Source organism: Allorhizobium paknamense (assembly GCF_030815125.1).
GTDB classification, from domain to species: Bacteria; Pseudomonadota; Alphaproteobacteria; order Rhizobiales; family Rhizobiaceae; genus Allorhizobium; species Allorhizobium paknamense.
In genome coordinates this window covers 1-18775 of the sequence record NZ_JAUSWH010000025.1, presented here as the reverse complement: position 1 = coordinate 18775, position 18775 = coordinate 1, and the positions used below count along the sequence as shown (strand labels likewise).

Sequence of the window (18775 nt, the reverse complement as noted above, 5' to 3'; positions counted from 1 at the left end):
AATGACACTTCGTATTACAAGATCAGCCGGTCCAGCACCTCAAGCGGATGCGGCAGGCGAAGGTTGTCCATGACCTTCGCCTGGGCGCGGCAGGAATAGCCGGTCGCCATCAGCATATCGCTCTCCGGCGCCTTGTCGATTACCGGCTTCCAGCTCATGCGGTAAAGCTGCTCGGCCATGGGGCGGTTTTTCACCTCATGGCCGAAGGTGCCAGCCATGCCGCAGCAGCCGGTGTCCGCCAGCGTCAGTTCCAGCCCCAGCGTTTGGAATATTGTCTTCCACGCCGCAAGCGAGGCGGCGGCATTGCTGCGCTCGGTGCAGTGAACCATCAGGGTCAGCCTTCCGGAAAAGGGGGCCATTTCAAGCTGCGGGGACGGCAGCACCTCAGCCAGCCACTCCTGCGGCAGGGCGATGGTGGCCTTCAGAACATTGTCCGGCAAGGCTTTGTATTCGCTGCGAAAGGCAAGGGTCATGGACGGATCGAGCCCGACCAGCGGCAGCCCGAGATCGGCGAGACTTTGCAGAGAGTGTCCTGTCTTGCGGGCCGCTTTCTCGAAGCGCGCCAGATAGCCGTGCACATGCAGCGCCTTGCCATTGATGTCAGGGCGGGCGAGCATGGGCTTGAAACCGAGCTTGCGGGCAAGGCGGATGGCCGCCACCGCCACCGCCGGATCGAAATGCGCGGTAAAGGCATCGACCACGAAAACCACAATGGTCTTGCGCTCCGCCGCTGTCAGGGCTGCGAGTTTTTTGGGATCGGCAATCTGAACGTTCAGCCTTTGCGCCTCACTGGCCAAGGAGCGATCAGCCAGACGCGGCAGGGCCGTGAGCCCGGCAAGCCGCATCACCCCCCTGCCCGCTCTCGTGCCCACGACCCCGTTATAGAGCGGGCGAAGCCGGGCCATGATCGGCAGCAGTGTTTCGATGGAGGCCACCAGCGGGTGCTTCAGCGGACGCAGATAGCGGGTGTAATAGACCTCGAGAAATTTTGCCCGGAAGGCCGGAATGCTGACCTTGACCGGACATTGCCCGGCGCAGGCCTTGCAGGAGAGGCACGTGTCCATCGCCGCCTTGACCTCGTGGGAAAAATCCTGCCGGTTTTTCGGGTTCAGGCTGTTCAGCGCGCGGTGCAGCAAGTGCGCCTCGCTGGCTTTGAGAGCTGCCCCGCGCGGGTCCACGCCCTTTTCGGCCAGAAGACGCAGCCATTCGCGCATCAGCGAAGCGCGGCCCTTCGGTGAAAAGCGGCGGTCGCGGCTGGCCTTGTAGGAGGGGCACATGGGGCTTGTTTCATCGAAATCGAAACAGGCGCCATTGCCGTTGCAATAGGCGGCATTGTCGAAAGCGGCGCGGATTTCATTGCCAATGACGCGGTCCATCGCCCCCCGCAGCGGCACCGCATCGATCTTCAGCAGCGGTTTATCGTCAGGGCTGGCGATCTTGCCGGGATTGAGGCGGTTGTCCGGGTCGAAGGCCCGCTTGATCTCCTGCAAGCAGGGATAAAGATCGCCAAAAAATTCCGGCACATATTCCGAGCGCACGCCCTTGCCATGCTCGCCCCAGAGAACGCCGCCATATTTGCGGGTCAGCGCCACCACGGCATCGCTGATCTCGCGCACCAGCGGCACATGGTCGGGCCGCACCAGATCCAGCGCCGGACGCACATGCAAAACCCCGGCATCGACATGGCCAAACATGCCATAGGCAACGCCTGCCCCGTCCAGAAGAGCGCGAAACTCGCGGATATAAGCCGCCAGATGCTCCGGCGGCACCGCCGTATCTTCCACGAAGGGAACAGGCCGCACGGGGCCTTCGACATTGCCGAGCAGGCCGACAGCACGTTTGCGCATGGTCCAGATGGCTTCCGCATCGCTGTGGCCACGCGCAATGGTATGGCCGAGACGGTTCGGGTTGGCAGCGCTTTCCAGCGCCGCGATCACGGCCTGAAGCTTGCGCTCCAGCTCAGGACCATCATCGGCCAGCACTTCAACGATATTGATGCCATTGGCCGTTTGCCCCGCATCATCGGGGAAGAAACGGCTGATCGCCGTCCAGACGATATCGCCCTTGGCAAGACCCAGCACGCGCTCATCGACGGTTTCGACGGAGGCGACCTTGAGCGCTATGAGATTGCGGGCATCCTCCAGGGCGGCGTTGAAGTCGTTATAGCGGATGTTGACGAGCGCCGCTTCGGCAGGCAGCGGCAGCAGGTTCAGCTCGGCCTCGGCGATCATCGCCAGCGTGCCCTCGGAGCCGCACAGAATGGCGTTGAGATCGAATTGACCGTTCTCGCGGCGCACATGCGCAAGGTCATAGCCGGTCATATAGCGGTTGAGATTGGGGAAGACCTGCCGGATGCGCTCTTGCTTTTCGCGCGTGATGCGCTCCACCACCCGGTAAATCTCACCGATCCGGTCCTGACGCTGAAGCGCGGCCTCAAGACCCGCCTCATCGACCGGACGGGACCAGATATCCGCGCCATCCATCAACACCACGCGCAGCGCCAGCACATGATTGGAGGTCTTGCCATACAAACAAGACCCTTGACCGCAGGCATCGGTGGAAATCATGCCGCCAATGGTGGCGCGGTTGGAGGTGGAAAGCTCCGGCGCGAAAAACAGGCCATGGGCTTTCAGCGCGCGATTGAGCTGGTCCTTGACAACGCCCGCCTCGACACGCGCCACCCGCCGCACCGGATCGATCTCCAGAATGCGGTTCATGTGCCGCGAGCAATCGACCACCACGCCATGGGTCAGCGACTGGCCGTTGGTGCCTGTGCCGCCGCCGCGTGGGGCAATGGTGATTGCGCGAAACCGGGGCTCCGCCAGCGTGCGGGCGATGATCTGAAGGTCTGAAGCATCGCGCGGGAAGAGAATGCCCTGCGGCTCCATCTGGTAGATGGAGTTATCGGTGGCTGAGATGATGCGCGACGCTGCCCGCGTCTCGATATCGCCGCGAAAGCCCCTCTCGATCAGGCACTCGAAAAAACCGGGCGGTGCGTCGGTGACGGTCGGGGCGCGATCGAGGCGTGGGATCATGATGGAGCGGCTATTCTTTCAGGGCAGCGCAGGCCTGTTCAATCCGGTTCAGCGCTTCTACCAGTTCTGCTTCCGATGTTGCATAGGAAATGCGGAAGAAGGGAGAAAGACCGAAAGCCGAGCCGGGGACAACCGCAACATGCGCCTCTTCCAGCAGATAATCGGTGAAATCCGCATCGCTCAGCAAGGTCTTGCCCTTCGGCGTCATCTTGTTCAACACGCCTGCGCAGGAGGCGAAGGTGTAAAAGGCGCCTTCCGGCACCCGGCAATCAAGCCCTGCAATGGCGTTCAACCGGCTGACCACCAGATCGCGGCGGTGCTTGAAGCTTTGCTGCCGGTCCTTCAAAAAGTCCTGAGGGCCGTTCAACGCCGCAACGGCTGCGGCCTGACTGACGGAACAGGGGCAAGAGGTGGCCTGGCTCTGGATCACCGCCATGGCCTTGATCAGCGCCCTCGGCCCCCCGGCATAGCCAATGCGCCAGCCGGTCATGGCATAGGCCTTGGACACCCCGTTGATGGTGAGCGCCCGGCCCTTCAGGCGCGGCTCCAGCGCCACGGGGGTGACGAAATCAAAACCGTCATAGATGATGTGCTCATACATATCGTCCACCATCAGCCAGACATGCGGATGGCTGAGCAGCACCTCGATCAGCGGCTGATAATCCTCGGCGCTATAGGCGGCACCGGAGGGATTGGAGGGAGAATTCAGCAGCACCCAGCGGGTTTTGGGAGTGATCGCCTTTTCAAGCTGTTCGGCCTGAAGCCGGAAGCCCGCTTCGGCCGTGCAAGGCACGAGCACGGAGGTGCCGCCGCAGACCTCGACGATATCGGAATAGGAGGTCCAGTAGGGCGTGGGGATGATCACCTCATCGCCAGCATCGATGGTGGCCATGAAGGCGTTGAACAGGATCTGCTTGGCACCCGTGCCGACAGTGATGTCTTCGACGGCATAATCCACGCCGTTTTCCCGTTTGAATTTGGCGGCAATGGCCTGTTTCAGCGCGGGCGAACCGTCGAGCGCGGTATATTTTGTTTCACCGGCATCGATGGCTGTCTTGGCGGCCTGCTTGATGTGGTCGGGCGTGTCGAAATCCGGCTCGCCCGCGCCGAGGATGATCACCGGCAGGCCCTCGCGCTTCATCGCGGCTGCCTTTGCGCCGATTTGCAGAATCTTCGAAACGCCGACAGCAGCGATCCGCGAGGCGGGCCGGAAGCCCGCCTCCTCCACGTTCACCGTGATGGTCATGGTTGTTGCCTTATTCGATATCGAAGGACACGCCCTGCGCCAGCGGCAGGGATGTGGAATAGTTCACCGTGTTGGTGGCGCGGCGCATATAGGCCTTCCACGCATCCGAGCCGGATTCGCGGCCACCACCGGTTTCCTTCTCGCCACCGAAGGCCCCACCGATTTCAGCACCCGAGGTGCCGATATTGACATTGGCAATGCCGCAATCCGACCCATCCGCTGCCAGGAAGCGCTCGGCTTCCCGCATGTTGAGCGTGAAGATCGAGGAGGAAAGACCGGCACCGACCGCGTTGTGGTCAGCCAGAACCCCATCGAAATCGCTGTATTTCAGCACATAGAGGATGGGCGCGAAGGTTTCTTCCAGCACCGGACCGGTGTGGGCGGGCATTTCCACCAGTGCCGGCTTGACGTAATAGGCATCCGCGCTGCCGGTATCGACCCGCTCGCCGCCATGCACCGTGCCGCCATGCGCTTTCGCTTCACTCAGCGCCTTCTGCATGTTGTCAAAGGCCAGCTTGTCGATCAGCGGGCCAACCAGGGCACCGCCATCCAGCGGGTTGCCGACGGAGACGCTGGCATAGGCCTTTTTCAGGCGCGGAACGAGTTGGTCATAGACGCTGTCATGCACGAAGAGACGGCGCAGCGTCGTGCAGCGCTGGCCAGCCGTGCCCATGGCACCGAAGGCAATGGCGCGCAGTGCCATATCGAGATCGGCCGACGGGCAGACGATGCCGCCATTATTGCCGCCGAGTTCGAGAATGGCGCGGGCAAAGCGCTTGGCAAGGCGCGGGCCAACTTCGCGGCCCATGCGGGTGGAGCCGGTGGCCGATACCAGCGGCACTTTGGCATGGTCCACCAGCACTTCGCCGACTGTGCGGTCGCCGATCAGAACCTGGGCAAGACCTTCCGGCGCGTCACCAAAGCGCTTGAGCGCACGCTCCAGAATGGCCTGGGAGGCAAGCGCCGTCAGCGGCGTCTTTTCGGATGGCTTCCACACCACGCTATTGCCGCAGACCAGAGCAAGGGCCGCATTCCACGCCCAGACGGCCACGGGAAAGTTGAAGGCGGAAATGATGCCGATCACGCCGAGCGGATGCCAGGTTTCCATCATGCGGTGGCCGGGGCGCTCGGTGGCAATGGTCAGACCGTAAAGCTGGCGGGACAGGCCGACCGCGAAATCGCAGATATCGATCATTTCCTGCACTTCACCGAGGCCTTCGGACGGGATCTTGCCCGCCTCAATGGAGACGAGACGGCCAAGATCGGCCTTGGCGGCGCGCAGTTCCTCGCCGAAAAGGCGCACCAGTTCGCCACGCTTGGGAGCGGGCACCAGACGCCAGATGCGGAAAGCGGCATCGGCACGGTCGATGATGGCGGTGGCTTCCGCCGTCGAAACGGTTTTCAGGCTGCCTGTCTGCTCGCCGGTGATCGGCGAGAAGGATTTGAGATCGCCACCGGTATAGGCGGATGTCTCGACGCCAAGGCGATCCAGAATGGCGGCAGCCTCAGCGGCAATGGAAGCGGGCTTTGCAGCGATGTTCATCTTCAAATACTCCAGAATGCCAAGGCTCGAAGATGCGTCAGAGCCTTGAGATATTCGAAAAGGGAATACCAAGCGTCATTTTCAATGCCCCTTGGTATAAAAGCGGCGCTTATTCAGCAGCAGGCTGCCGGGCGAAAGCGGCAAGGCAGGCCTCGATCGAGGCCGTTTCAATGCCGGCATAATGGTCGAATTCGTTCAGCACTTGCGCGCCGAGATCGGCTTCGAAGCGCTTCTGATTGGGGCTTGCCACGAATTCCTGGCTCGCGCCATCCCCCAGATTGGACTGGAAGATACCAGCGGCGCTGACCGGCAGGAAGTCTTCATAGACGATAGGATCGAAGCAGATATAGCCATCGGCAATCAGCGTCTCCAGGCTGGAAACCGGGGGAATACCCTTCATGCCCTTTTCCGTCAGCGAATAGCTGAAATAACCGAGGCCCTCGGCGCGAATGCTGGCCCAATCATCCGGGAAAGCCTTGAAGACATCGGCCAGCGCCGCGTCATAGGCCGCCGCGTTGGAGCCATCGGCGGCGGGCCGCACGACCTTGCGGGTCTCGTCCAGCAGCGCGTCATAAAGGGCGCGCCCCTTCGGCGTCAGGGCAATGCCACGCTGTTCGATTTCCCCGAAACGGGCGGTATGCGTGCCGGATTGCCAGCCCCCCTTGCCATCCTGGAAGGAGACCGGCTCTTCCAGCGCCTTGAACGAGGTCTGGCGCAACAGGATCGGGCATGTCCGGGTGGGTGGGCCTTCCACCACGGCCTTGGGGGCAATGCCGTATTCAGGCATCAGCGCCTGCACCTTGTCGATATCCAGCGTGCGCGGGGTGAGATGGTTGATATGCGGCCCCTTGAAGGAGACGACATCGGCAATCAGCCGGTGGGCATCATGCAGGCGGTGATACATCGAGAGCGCGACATTGGCCTTGTCATGCCAGCGGAAGGTTTCCAGCACCTCCGCCACGAAACGCAGGGCATCGTCCTTCTCCAGCCCGCCCTGTTTTTCGGCTTTTTCGGTCAGTGCAATGGCGCCGGGCGTAAAAATCTGACGGTGTGAGAGAATTGTGGCAGCTTCCGCTCGCAAGGCCTCATCCGCAATCAAATCCAGCCTGAGCAGCGAGGTGAAAATACGGAACGGGTTGCGCTTCAGCGCCTCCTCGCCCACCGGGCGAAATGCGGTGGAATGCACCGGCACACCGGCGGTGGAGAGATCGTAATAGCCCACCGGATACATGCCCATCACCGCGAAGATGCGGCGCATCATCGCAAGCTCTTCCGCCGTGCCCAGACGGATGGCGCCGTGGCGCTCCTGCGAAATCCGCTCCAGCGTATCGGTGGCATCGAGGCGCGCCTTCAAGGCCGGCTGCTCGGCCAGCGTTTCGTCATTGACCCGGGCCACCAGTTCCATCAGCGTGCCGTAAGCTGGCACCTCATTGCGATACATGGCCGACATGGCGCTGGAAAATTCGGAGCGAATGGCATCGGCAGGAAAGATGGAAAGGGCGCTCAAGACCGGAACCTCGTGGCATCTGGCGCATGTTCTCAAGAAAACCACAACGGCGTTTTCCTCAGGATCATGCTTTCGGGATGGAATTCATGCACGCCACGCATTATAAACAGTCCCTATCGAGAAATCCTTTGCTAATTCCGACTATGTTGATGCGAGTTTGGAATGTCTGTCAGCCGATCCCTGGTTCCTGATCTCACGGTGCTGCAAGCCTTTGAATGCGCGGCGCGCCACGGCAGCTTCACCCGTGCCGCCACTGAGCTCAACCTGACGCAAAGTGCGGTGAGCCGGCAGATCCGCACGCTGGAAACCCAGCTTGGCGTGGTACTGTTCGAGCGGGTGCGGAAAAGGGTGGTGCTGTCCTCCACCGGCAAGGCGCTGCTGGCCGATGTTGCCGCCCTTCTGGCGCAGACAGAGGATCTGGTGCTGCGCGCCATGGCCGCCGCCGACGACCGCCAGACGCTGACCATCGCCACCCTGCCCACCTTCGGCAACCGCTGGCTTTTGCGGCGGCTTCCCGACTTCCTGAAATCCTACCCGGAGACGCGGCTGGACATCACCTGCCGTTCCGAGCCCTTCGACCTTGCCCGGGAGGATTTCGATCTGGTCATTCATTACGGCCAGCCGGTCTGGGCGCATGCCATCTGCACCTATCTGTGCAGCGAGGTCATTCTGCCGGTGGCAAGCCCGGCGCTGCTCAAAGAGTTTCCGGTCACGGAGGCGGCGGATCTTTTGCACCTGCCGCTCCTGCATCTGGCAACGCGGCCAAAGCTCTGGACGGAATGGCTGCAAACCCATGCGGGCATCGAGGCGAAGGCCTTCAGCGGCCATCGCTTCGATCAGTTTGCCATGATCATCGAGGCGGCCCTGAACGGGCTGGGCTTTGCGCTTCTGCCCGATTATCTGATCGAGGAGGAGCTTTCCTCCGGGCGGCTGCAGGTGGTGATCGACCGACCGATCTCCACCGCGAACGGCTATTACATCGTAACGCCGGAGGGCAAGAAAAGCAGCGCGATCGCCCGTGCCTTCGAGACCTGGCTGCTGCAGCAGGTTTGATGCCTTGGCATTTCAGGCTCTCACAGCAAATTCTGAATCATGACCATCTTGTAAGTGGCATTTTTTCGAACATGTGATTGGTTTGTCGTCTGACCGTCAGGCAGGAAGGCTACTGCATAATTCCGCCTGAAAAAGCATTGAACAGTCAGAAAGCCATTCCTCCACTCTTCTTAAAAGAATGAACGGGCGTTGATGAAAACCAGTCGTAAAGTCCTGCTGCTCGCTATCGTCGTCGCCGGTGCAGGCCTTGTCTATGCCACTGAACTGCCTGAGGTGAAGACGCTGACAGCCGCCTGGTTCGGCGGGGGACAGGCCGGAAAAAAGGAAGAACGCGACCGCGCCATTCCCGTCGTGGCCGCCCCGGCCGTTCTGGCGGATGTGCCGGTCCATGTCACGGGGGTCGGCACGGTCAAACCGGTCAATTCCGTCGTGGTGCGGGCGCAGGTCAGCGGTCGCATTACCGAAATCGGCTTTCAGGAAGGGCAGGACATCAAGGCAGGCGATGTTATTGCCCGGCTGGACGATGCGCTTTACCGCGCCCAGTTCGACCAGGCCGTTGCCAAGAAAGCGCAGGATGAAGCGCTGCTTGAAAATGCCATCGTGGAATTTGCCCGCCTTCAGCGGCTGGCCGGCAATTCGGCGGCCACCCAGCAGCAGTTGGAAGCCCAGCAATCGCAGGTCGCCCAATACAAGGCGCAGGTGCAGTCGGATCAGGCGGCCATCGAGGCCGCGCAGGCGCAGCTGGATTACACCACGATCCGGGCTCCCATCGATGGCCGCACCGGCATCCGCAATGTCGATATCGGCAATACCGTGGCAAGCGGCGATACCACCGGCATCGTGACGCTGTCGCAGATCCGCCCGATCACGGTGATCTTTTCCGTGCCCCAGCAGGAGCTTGGCCGCGTCAACGCCGCGCAGGCCAAAGGACCGCTGACGGTGGATGTGTTCGGCGACGACGGCAAGACGGCGCTCGCCAGCGGCAGGCTGACGGTGGTGGACAATCAGGTGGATGCGACGACGGGCACGGTCAAGCTGCGGGCCGAATTTACCAATGAGGCGCTAACGCTCTGGCCGGGCGCCTTCGTCAATGCGCGCCTGCTGGTCGAGACCCTGAGGAATGTACTGACCATTCCCTCCGCCGCCGTGCAGCGCGGCCCGGGCGGCACCTATTGCTACATCGTGCGCGATGACAACACCGTCCGCATCCAGGCGGTGGACGTGACCATGCAGGATGACCGGATCGCCGTGATCGGCAAGGGCGTGCGCGAGGGCGAAAAGGTGGTGACCACCGGCTTTGCGCGATTGCAGGATGGGTCCGAGGTCAGGGTGTCGACACCGGAAGAGGCCGATCCCGCGAAAATGGCCGTGCCCCTCTCCGAGGAAAGCCATGGGCAACGCCGCAAGGGCGGCGGCAATCGCAACGGCAATCCGGCAAAGCCTGCGACCGGCGACCATGCCACGCCGCCGGGACAGGCCACACCACCGGCAGAAGGCGGTGGCGATCAGAATTCGGGCCACCGCCACCAGAAAGGTGAGGCGCAGCCCGGCGCAACGCCACCCGCGACACCTGCTCCGCAAGGCGCGAGCGGCGCGGCGCCATGAGCATTTCCACGCCCTTCATCGCCCGGCCCATCGCCACCTCGCTTCTCGGCATCGCCACCCTGCTCGGCGGGCTTCTCGGCTTTTTCTCGCTGCCGGTCGCGCCGCTGCCGCAGGTGGATTTTCCAACGATCCGGGTGACCACGCAATTGCCGGGCGCCGATCCGGATACGATGGCGGCGCTGGTGACCGCGCCTTTGGAGCGGCCGCTGGGACAGATCCCGGCCATTGCCGCCATGACCTCCTCCAGCGCCTATGGCATCAGCCAGATCACCCTGCAATTCAATCTGGACCGGGATATCGACGGCGCGGCGCAGGATGTGCAGGCGGCCATCAATTCCGCCACCGGCAGCCTGCCGAAAACCCTGCCCTATCCACCGACCTATGCCAAGGTGAACCCGGCGGATACGCCGATCCTGACGCTCGCCCTGCATTCCGACACCTATCCGATCCGCGATCTCAGCGACTTTACCGATACGATCATGTCGCAGCGGCTGAGCGAGGTCTCTGGCGTCGGCGATGTCCGGGTGCAGGGCGGCGTGCGGCCCGCCATCCGCATTCAGGCCGATCTGACCCGCCTTGCCTCCTACGGCCTGTCGCTGGAAGACGTGCGCAGCGCGATCACCAATGCCAATGTCTCCGGCGCGAAGGGGGCGGTGGACGGCACCTCGCAATCCTTCACCCTGTCGGCCAACGACCAGATCCACGATCCGGAGATCTACCGCCAGACGATCATTGCCTATCGCAACAGCGCGCCGGTGCAGCTGAAGGACGTGGCCGACGTGGTGGAAGGGCTGGAAAACAGCCGTGTCGGCGCCTGGTATCAGGGCCACCCGGCAGTGATCGTCGACATCATGCGCCAGCCGGGAGCCAATGTCATCCAGACGGTGGAGGATGTGCGGCGGCAATTGCCGCGGCTGACATCCTCCCTGCCCGCCGGGGTGTCGCTCGATATCGTCAACGACCGCACCGAGACGATCCGCGCCTCGATCCACGAGGTGCAATGGACGCTGCTCCTGTCCATCGCGCTGGTCATTCTCGTCGTCTTCCTGTTCCTGCGCACGCTGACGGCCACCATCATCGCCGGTGTGGCGCTGCCGCTGTCGCTGATCGCCACCTTCGGCATCATGTGGTTCGCCGGCTTCAGCCTCGACAATCTCTCGCTGATGGCGCTGACCATCGGCACGGGCTTCGTGGTGGACGATGCCATCGTGATGATCGAAAACATCGCCCGCCATATCGAGGAGGGCGAGCATCCGATGCAGGCGGCGCTGAAGGGGGCGGGCGAAATCGGCTTCACCATCATCTCGCTCACTGCCTCGCTGATCGCGGTCTTCATTCCGCTGCTGTTCATGACCGGGATTGTCGGGCGGATGTTCCGCGAATTTGCCCTGACGCTGACCATTGCCGTGGTGGTTTCGGCGATCATTTCGCTGACGCTGACGCCGATGATGTGTGCCCGCATCCTGAAACCACCGAAGGAACGCCATGCCGGGCTGCTCGGCCTGACGGACCGGTTCATGGCCTGGATGAACGAAGGCTATCGCAAAAGCGTGGTCTGGGCGGTGGACAGGGGCTGGCTGATGCTGTCGCTGACAGGCCTGACGCTGGCGGTGACTGTCGGCCTCTATATTATCATCCCCAAGGGCTTCCTGCCGGTGCAGGATACCGGCCTGATCACCGCCGTCATCGAAACCGAACCGACCAGCTCCTTCGCCGTGATGAAGACCACGCAGCAGGATATCGGCGACCGGCTGCGGCAGGATCCGGCCATCGAAAGCGTGATCGCGGTGATCGGCACCAGCGCCAGCAATCTCACCCTGAACACCGCCAGCTACACGCTGGTGCTGAAACCGCAGGGCGAGCGCGACATCTCCGCCACCGACCTGATCGACCGGCTGCGGGCGCGAGTCTCCGGCATTCCGGGCGTGCATGCCACGTTCCAGAGCGTGCGCGACATCTCCATCAGCACCCGGGCAAGCCGCGCGCCCTATCAATACACGCTGACCGGCACCAATACCGCCACGGTGGCTGATTGGGCCAACAAGCTGGCGCATCGCCTGCAGCAGAACCCGATTCTCGTAGACGTAACGTCGGAAGTGGAAATGGGCGGCGGCAGGCTGGCCATCCAAGTCAATCGCGAGACGGCGGCCCGGCTTGGCGTTTCCATGCAGGCGATCAGCGACACGCTTTACGATGCCTTTGGCCAGCGCCAGATCAGCACGATTTATGGGCAGGCCAACCAGTATCGCGTGATCCTGGAGGCCGCGGAGCGGTTCCAGGGAGACCCGAAGGCCCTGTCGCAGCTCTATGTGGCGGGAACGGATAGCGCCATGGTGCCGCTGACTGCCGTCGCAAGCATCCGCTTCACCACCGCGCCGCTGGTCATCAGCCGCAGCGAGCAGTTTCCCTCCGTCACGCTCAGTTTCGACCTCGCCCGCGGCGCTTCGCTTTCGCAGGCGGTGGCGGCCATCAAGACGGCGGAAAAGGAGATCGGCATGCCGGCCTCCATCCAGCGCCATTACAGTGGCGATACCGAGGAATTCGACCGGGCGCTGGCGGGCGAACCCTGGCTGATCCTGGCGGCGATCATCACCATCTACATCGTGCTCGGCCTGCTCTATGAAAGCGCCATCCACCCGATCACCATTCTCTCGACACTGCCCTCCGCCGGGGTCGGGGCGCTGCTGGCGCTGATGCTGTTTGATCAGGATCTGTCGATCATCGCGCTGATCGGCATCGTGCTGCTGATGGGCATCGTCAAGAAAAACGCGATCATGATGATCGATTTTGCGCTGGATGCGGAGCGTGAACAGGGGCTTCTTCCCCGCGACGCCATTATCAAGGCGGCCACGCTGCGCTTCCGCCCGATCATGATGACGACGCTGGCCGCGCTGTTTGGAGCACTGCCGCTGGCGCTTGCTCAAGGGACCGGGGCGGAATTGCGCATTCCGCTTGGCATTTCCATCATCGGCGGCCTGCTGCTCAGCCAGTTGCTCACCCTCTACACCACGCCGGTGATCTATCTGGCGCTGGACAGGCTCCGGCAGCGAAAGAGCAAGACCATAAAGGCGGGTGAGCCCGCATGAATATCTCCGCGCCCTTCATCAGCCGCCCGGTCGGCACGACGCTTCTGGCGATCGGGTTGATGATGCTGGGCCTGGTCGCCTATCGATTTCTGCCGGTCTCCAGCCTTCCCGCCGTCGATCTGCCCACCATTCGCGTCTCCGCCAGCCGTCCGGGCGCTGATCCGGAAAGCATGGCCTCCAGCGTTGCCGCCCCTCTGGAGCGGCATCTGGGCGCCATTGCCGGCGTGACGGAGATGACCTCGACCAGCGGGCTCGGCACCACCAACATCTTTCTGCAATTCGATATTTCCCGCAATGTCGACAGCGCCGCCCAGGATGTGCAGGCGGCGATCAACGCCGCCGTTGCCGATCTTCCAAGCGACATGCCGAGCCTGCCATCGCTGCGCAAGGCCAATCCCGCCGCAGCACCAATCCTGACGCTGGCACTGACCTCCGACGCCCTGCCCGCCAGCGCAGTGTTCGATGCCGCCGATACGGTCGTGGTTCAGCGCATTTCGCAGGTGGAGGGGGTTGGCGATGTCAGCGTCAGCGGCGCCGACCAGCCGGCCGTCCGGGTGCGGCTCGATCCGGACCGGCTGGCGGCCATCGGCCTTTCCGCCAACGACGTGCGCACCGCCATCGTCAACGGCAATGCGCTCGCGCCAATTGGCGCCATCGATGGACCGAACGCCTTTTATGCGCTGTCGGTGAATGCGCAACTGACGAAGCCGGAGGATTACGGCCGCCTGATCATCACCTCTGGCGACGGAACAGCCACCAGGCTTTCCGATATCGCCACCGTCGACGAGGGCGTGCGCAACCGCCGTTCCGATGCCTGGTTCAACGGCAAGCCTGCCGTGCTGATCAACATTACCAAGGCGGCGGATGCCAATGTCGTCTCGACGGTGGATGCGGTGCGCGACCTCATTCCGGAACTCAAGCGACTGATCCCCGCAGGCATCGCCATCGATGTGCTGAACGACCGCACCACCACCATTCATGCCAGCGTGGAAGATATGCAGTTGACCCTGCTGATCACCATCAGCCTCGTCATGGCGGTGGTGTTCGTTTTCCTGAGACGGCTGGTGCCGACGCTTGCGGCAGGGCTGACGGTGCCGCTTTCCTTTGCGGGCGCCTTCGCCGCCATGTGGCTGACCGGCCTTTCGATAGACAACCTTTCGCTGATGGCGCTGGCGGTGGCGAGCGGCTTTGTGGTGGACGATGCCATCGTCATGATCGAAAATGTCCATGCCAATCTTGAAAAGGGCCTGAAGCCGCTGGATGCCGCCCGGGAGGGGGCACGACAGATCGGCTTTACCGTCATTGCCATCAGCGTCTCGCTGATGGCGGCCTTCATTCCCCTGTTCTTCATGGGCGGCGTGATCGGCAAATTCTTCCTGACCTTCTCGCTGACGCTGGCCTTTACCATTCTGGTCTCGACCGTCGTTTCCCTGACGCTGACCCCGATGATCTGCGGCCACAAGCTGAAACCGCACGATTTTGAGGCCCGGGGAAACTGGTTCGACAGAGGAGTGGAAGGCAGCCTGCAGCGGATGATCGGCTTTTATGACCGCAGCCTCAGCGCCCTGCTGCATCACCGCGTGCTGGCGGTGGCGAGCATCATCGCCTGCGTCGTCCTGACCGGCACTCTCTATGCCAAGGTGCCGAAGGGCTTCATCCCCCGCGACGATACCGGCTTTGTCATGGGGTATAGTCAGGCAGCCAGCGACATTTCCTATCCGGCCATGGTGGCGCTGCAACAGCAGGCGCTGGCGCTGGTGGAAAAAGACCCGGCGGTCGCCAATATCGGCGCCAGCGTCGGCGGCGGTTATCTCGGAACGGCCAATCGCGGCCAGATGCTGATTTCGCTGAAGCCCCCCGGCCAACGCGATCCGACCGACATGGTCATCGAGCGGTTGCGCCGCGCAGCAGGCAGCATTCCCGGCCTGGACACCTCGTTCTTCTCCCCGGGCGATATCCGTATCGGCGCACGCTCCTCGGATTCGCAATATCAGTTCACGCTGTGGGATGCCGATTATGACGAGCTGATAACCTGGGCTCCACGCATCCTGGCGCGTTTGCGGCAGGAACCGCTGCTGACGGACGTCAACAGCGACCGCCAGCCGAGCGGGTTGCAGGCCAATGTGGTGGTGGACCGCACCGCCGCCTCCCGACTTGGCGTGACGATGAACGCCGTGGATAATATTCTCAACAACGCCTTCGCCCAGCGGCAGGTGACCATTGTTTATGGCGAGCGCAATCAGTACCGCGTCATTCTCGAGGCCTATCCGGACTTTGCCAAGGACCCGGAGCATATCCTGAAAATCTATGTGCCGGGCAGCGGCGGCACGCAGGTGCCGCTCGGGGCCTTTGCGCGGGTGGAGCGAACGCTGGCGCCCATCGGCGTCAACCATCAGGGCCAGTTTCCCTCGGTGACCATTTCCTACAATGTCGGTCCGGAAACAACGTTGTCAGCGGCCAACGACGCCGTAAAGGCAGCCGTGGCCAGCATGCACCTGCCAGACAGCCTGCATGCAGAATTTGCCGGAGATGCCGCCAGCGCCAGCACCTCCTCCGGCAGCCAGCCGCTTCTCATTCTGGCGGCGCTACTGGCGGTCTATATTGTTCTGGGCATTCTCTATGAAAGTCTTGTCCACCCGCTGACCATCATCTCCACCCTGCCCTCGGCGGGCCTCGGCGCGCTGCTTTCGCTCTGGGTCAGCGGAACGGAACTGACAATCGTCGCCTTTATCGGCATTATCCTGCTGATCGGCATCGTCAAGAAAAACGGCATCATGCTGGTGGATTTCGCGCTCGATGCCGAGCGAAACCTCGGCATGCCGCCGGAAAAGGCAATCCACGAAGCCTGCCTCAAACGCTTCCGCCCCATCATGATGACGACACTGGCCGCCTTCATGGGCGCCCTGCCGCTGGCACTGGCCACAGGACCGGGCGCCGAACTGCACCGCCCCCTCGGCATCACCATCATCGGCGGCCTCATCGTCTCTCAGGCACTGACGCTTTACACCACACCGATCATCTACCTGATCTTCGCCCGATGGTCGGCCCGCCTCAAAAGCGGAGGCGCATCTCCTCTCGCCCCGTCATCGATGAACCCAACCGCTGATCTCAAGGCCTAGGATCACAACAAAAAGTTAGAGCGATCCCTTGGACGACAACCCGACCACCGCGCGGGAACAATTGGCAAAAGAGAAAGTTTGCCTCCCCCGAGGCCGTGCCGCGTTATGGCTCGATAGTATGGGTGCCAGGGAGGTCAGTATGTCAGACGATGACACAGTTCATTACGAAGGTTCATCAGGTGGCTGGGGGTCTCTCAAAGGCATTACCCGTATCTTTGGCAGGGAATGGAATAAGCCCACCGTCATGGAGACGTTGGCCCGTCAAAACAAGCCGGGCGGTTTCATGTGCGTTTCCTGTGCCTGGACCAAGCCTGCCGACTACCACACCTTCGAATTCTGCGAAAACGGCGCCAAGGCAACTTTATGGGAACTCACCACACGCCGCTGCACGCCGGATTTTTTCGCCAGTCATACGGTTTCGGAACTTCAGACCTGGAAGGATTATGATCTTGAACAGCAGGGGCGGCTGACGCATCCCATGCGCTATGACCGCAACAGCGATCACTATGTTGCCTGCACGTGGGAGGAGGCTTTCGCCGCCATTGCCGCAGAATTACGAGCCCTGGATCCGACATCCGTCGTCTTTTACGCCTCCGGAAGGGCGAGCCTCGAGACCGCATATTGTTACGCCCTCTTCGCAAGGCTCTATGGCTCGAATAATCTTCCCGACAGTTCCAACATGTGCCATGAAACCACATCGGTCGGATTGAAAAAGGTCATCGGAGCGTCAGTTGGGACCTGTGTCTATGACGACTTTTCCAAGTGCGACGCCATTTTCTTCTTCGGCCAAAACACTGGGTCCAATAGCCCACGGTTCCTTCACCCCCTTCAGGATGCGGTCAAGCGCGGCTGCAAGATCGTCACCTTTAATCCGGTCCGCGAAAAAGGCCTGGAGTCTTTCATAAATCCACAAAATCCGCTGGAAATGCTGACCGGGCGGGAAACACAGATTTCCGATCAGTATTTGCAGGTCCGTGCAGGCGGCGACATCGCCGCATTGATGGGGTTATGCAAGCACGTTCTGGCAAAGGACGACGAAGCGAGAGCGCAAGGCAGAAGTGTACTGGATCGCGACTTCATCCAGCAGCACACCTATGGTTTTGAAGCCTTCGAGAAGGCGGCACGGGAAACGCCATGGTCTGCAATCGTTGAAGAATCGGGCCTTACGCAGCAGGCCCTTGAGCAGGCAGCCCAGATCTATGTCGAGGCGGAACGGGTCATCGGCATTTACGGCATGGGCCTGACACAGCAAGTGAACGGCGCGGACAATATCGGGATGTTGGTCAATCTGCTCCTTCTCAAGGGCAATATCGGCCGTGACGGCACTGGCATTTCGCCGGTGCGCGGCCATTCCAATGTTCAGGGACAGAGAACGGTTGGCATATCCGAAAAGCCGGAACTTGTGCCGCTCGACAAGCTCGCCGCAATGTACGGTTTCGATCCGCCAAGGAAAAAGGGTGTCAACACCGTGGAAGCCTGCGAAGGCATCCAGGATGGGTCTATCCGCGCCTTCATCGGGCTCGGTGGCAATTTCGTCCGCGCAATCCCTGAACGCGACGCCATGGAGACGGCGTGGAAACGCATGAGACTGACCGTGCAGATCGCCACAAAGCTCAATCGCAGCCACCTGATCAACGGTGAGGTCGCGTATCTTCTGCCCTGTCTGGGACGAACGGAACGGGATAAACAGCAAAGCGGACCACAGACTGTCACCATGGAAGACAGCCTCAGCTGCATTCACGGATCGATCGGCAAACGGGAACCCGCAAGTGAGCACTTGTTGTCAGAACTCGCCATCGTCGCTGGCTTGGCGAAAGCCACGCTCCCGCCCAACCAGAATGTGCACTGGGACGACTGGACCGGCGATTATGGCAAGGTTCGCGATCTGATCGAGGAAACCTATCCCGACCAGTTCCATGCCTTCAATAAGCGGATGTTCACACCCGGAGGCTTTTATCGAGGCAATAGTGCTCGCGAACGGATCTGGAAAACCGAAAGCGGAAAAGCGGAATTCACCGTTCCGACGAGTCTCTCGGCTGCCGGCTTTGCCGATAGGGCCGGTCGCTACCGCTTGATCACGCTGCGCAGCAATGACCAATTCAATACGACGATCTATGGATATGAGGATCGGCTTCGCGGTGTCAGCGGCACGCGGGACGTGCTGCTGATCAGCCCGGATGAGATGCGTTCCGCAGGACTGGAAGAAGGCCAGATTGTCGCTCTCGTCAGCGATGCCGACGACGGGGTGCATCGGCGGGTCGACGGGTTGAAGGTCTTGCCCTTCGATCTGCCCGCTGGCTGCGTGGCGGGATATTATCCTGAACTCAACCCGCTCATCCCGCTTTCACATCATGACAAGCTTTCCAAAACACCTGCTTCGAAAGCGGTTCCGGTTCGCATCATCACCTGACGGGACGGGATAACCGCGTTATACAAACGCGAACAGCCCCGCGTTTTTTGTGCGCGGGGCTTTAAATAGAATTAGTGAATTGGTTGCGGGGGCAGGATTTGAACCTGCGGCCTTCAGGTTATGAGCCTGACGAGCTACCGGGCTGCTCCACCCCGCGTTGATATTGGAAGT

The 18775-nt window shown here is 61.7% G+C and carries 9 protein-coding genes and 1 tRNA gene; 5 read left to right on the top strand and 5 right to left on the bottom strand.

From position 1 onward, the window contains the following. Positions 1 to 14: 14 nt before the first annotated feature. The 4 genes from ydiJ to hglS form a co-directional block, all read right to left on the bottom strand. Positions 15 to 3035: a D-2-hydroxyglutarate dehydrogenase YdiJ gene (gene ydiJ, locus QO005_RS22595; protein ID WP_307160289.1), complete on the bottom strand. Its 3021-nt coding sequence runs from the start codon at positions 3033 to 3035 to the stop codon at positions 15 to 17. A gap of 10 nt (positions 3036 to 3045) precedes the next feature. Next, complete coding sequence (locus QO005_RS22590; RefSeq protein ID WP_307160288.1) at positions 3046 to 4281, bottom strand: pyridoxal phosphate-dependent aminotransferase; 1236 nt, start codon at positions 4279 to 4281, stop codon at positions 3046 to 3048. Between the two features lie 10 nt (positions 4282 to 4291). Beyond that, positions 4292 to 5824, bottom strand: coding sequence for an L-piperidine-6-carboxylate dehydrogenase (gene amaB / locus QO005_RS22585; protein WP_307160287.1), 1533 nt, complete (start codon positions 5822 to 5824; stop codon positions 4292 to 4294). A 109-nt stretch (positions 5825 to 5933) separates the two neighbouring features. Continuing rightward, positions 5934 to 7331 (bottom strand): 2-oxoadipate dioxygenase/decarboxylase HglS, encoded by a 1398-nt coding sequence (gene hglS / locus QO005_RS22580; protein ID WP_307160286.1) that lies wholly within the window; start codon positions 7329 to 7331, stop codon positions 5934 to 5936. 162 nt (positions 7332 to 7493) lie between these two features. Between hglS and QO005_RS22575 the strand changes: the two genes are divergently transcribed. The 5 genes from QO005_RS22575 (at position 7494) to QO005_RS22555 (ending at position 18604) form a co-directional block, all read left to right on the top strand. Beyond that, entirely contained in the window at positions 7494 to 8384 is an 891-nt protein-coding gene (locus tag QO005_RS22575) for a LysR family transcriptional regulator (RefSeq protein WP_307160285.1), read from the top strand. Between the two features lie 192 nt (positions 8385 to 8576). Further along, positions 8577 to 9989 (top strand): efflux RND transporter periplasmic adaptor subunit, encoded by a 1413-nt coding sequence (locus QO005_RS22570; RefSeq protein WP_307160284.1) that lies wholly within the window; start codon positions 8577 to 8579, stop codon positions 9987 to 9989. Next, on the top strand, positions 9986 to 13075 hold the full coding sequence (locus QO005_RS22565) for an efflux RND transporter permease subunit (protein ID WP_307160283.1): 3090 nt from the start codon (positions 9986 to 9988) through the stop codon (positions 13073 to 13075). The genes QO005_RS22570 and QO005_RS22565 overlap by 4 nt, the downstream gene beginning before the upstream one ends. Beyond that, positions 13072 to 16194 carry an efflux RND transporter permease subunit gene (locus QO005_RS22560; protein ID WP_307160282.1) on the top strand — a complete coding sequence of 1041 codons (3123 nt, stop codon included), beginning with the start codon at positions 13072 to 13074 and terminating at the stop codon, positions 16192 to 16194. The genes QO005_RS22565 and QO005_RS22560 overlap by 4 nt, the downstream gene beginning before the upstream one ends. A 118-nt stretch (positions 16195 to 16312) precedes the next feature. Then, a complete protein-coding gene (locus QO005_RS22555; protein ID WP_307160304.1) occupies positions 16313 to 18604 on the top strand; it encodes an FdhF/YdeP family oxidoreductase in 2292 nt (763 codons plus the stop codon). An 80-nt stretch (positions 18605 to 18684) separates the two neighbouring features. Here the strand turns inward: QO005_RS22555 and QO005_RS22550 are convergent. Next, positions 18685 to 18761 (bottom strand) — tRNA-Met (locus QO005_RS22550). Positions 18762 to 18775: the final 14 nt, after the last annotated feature.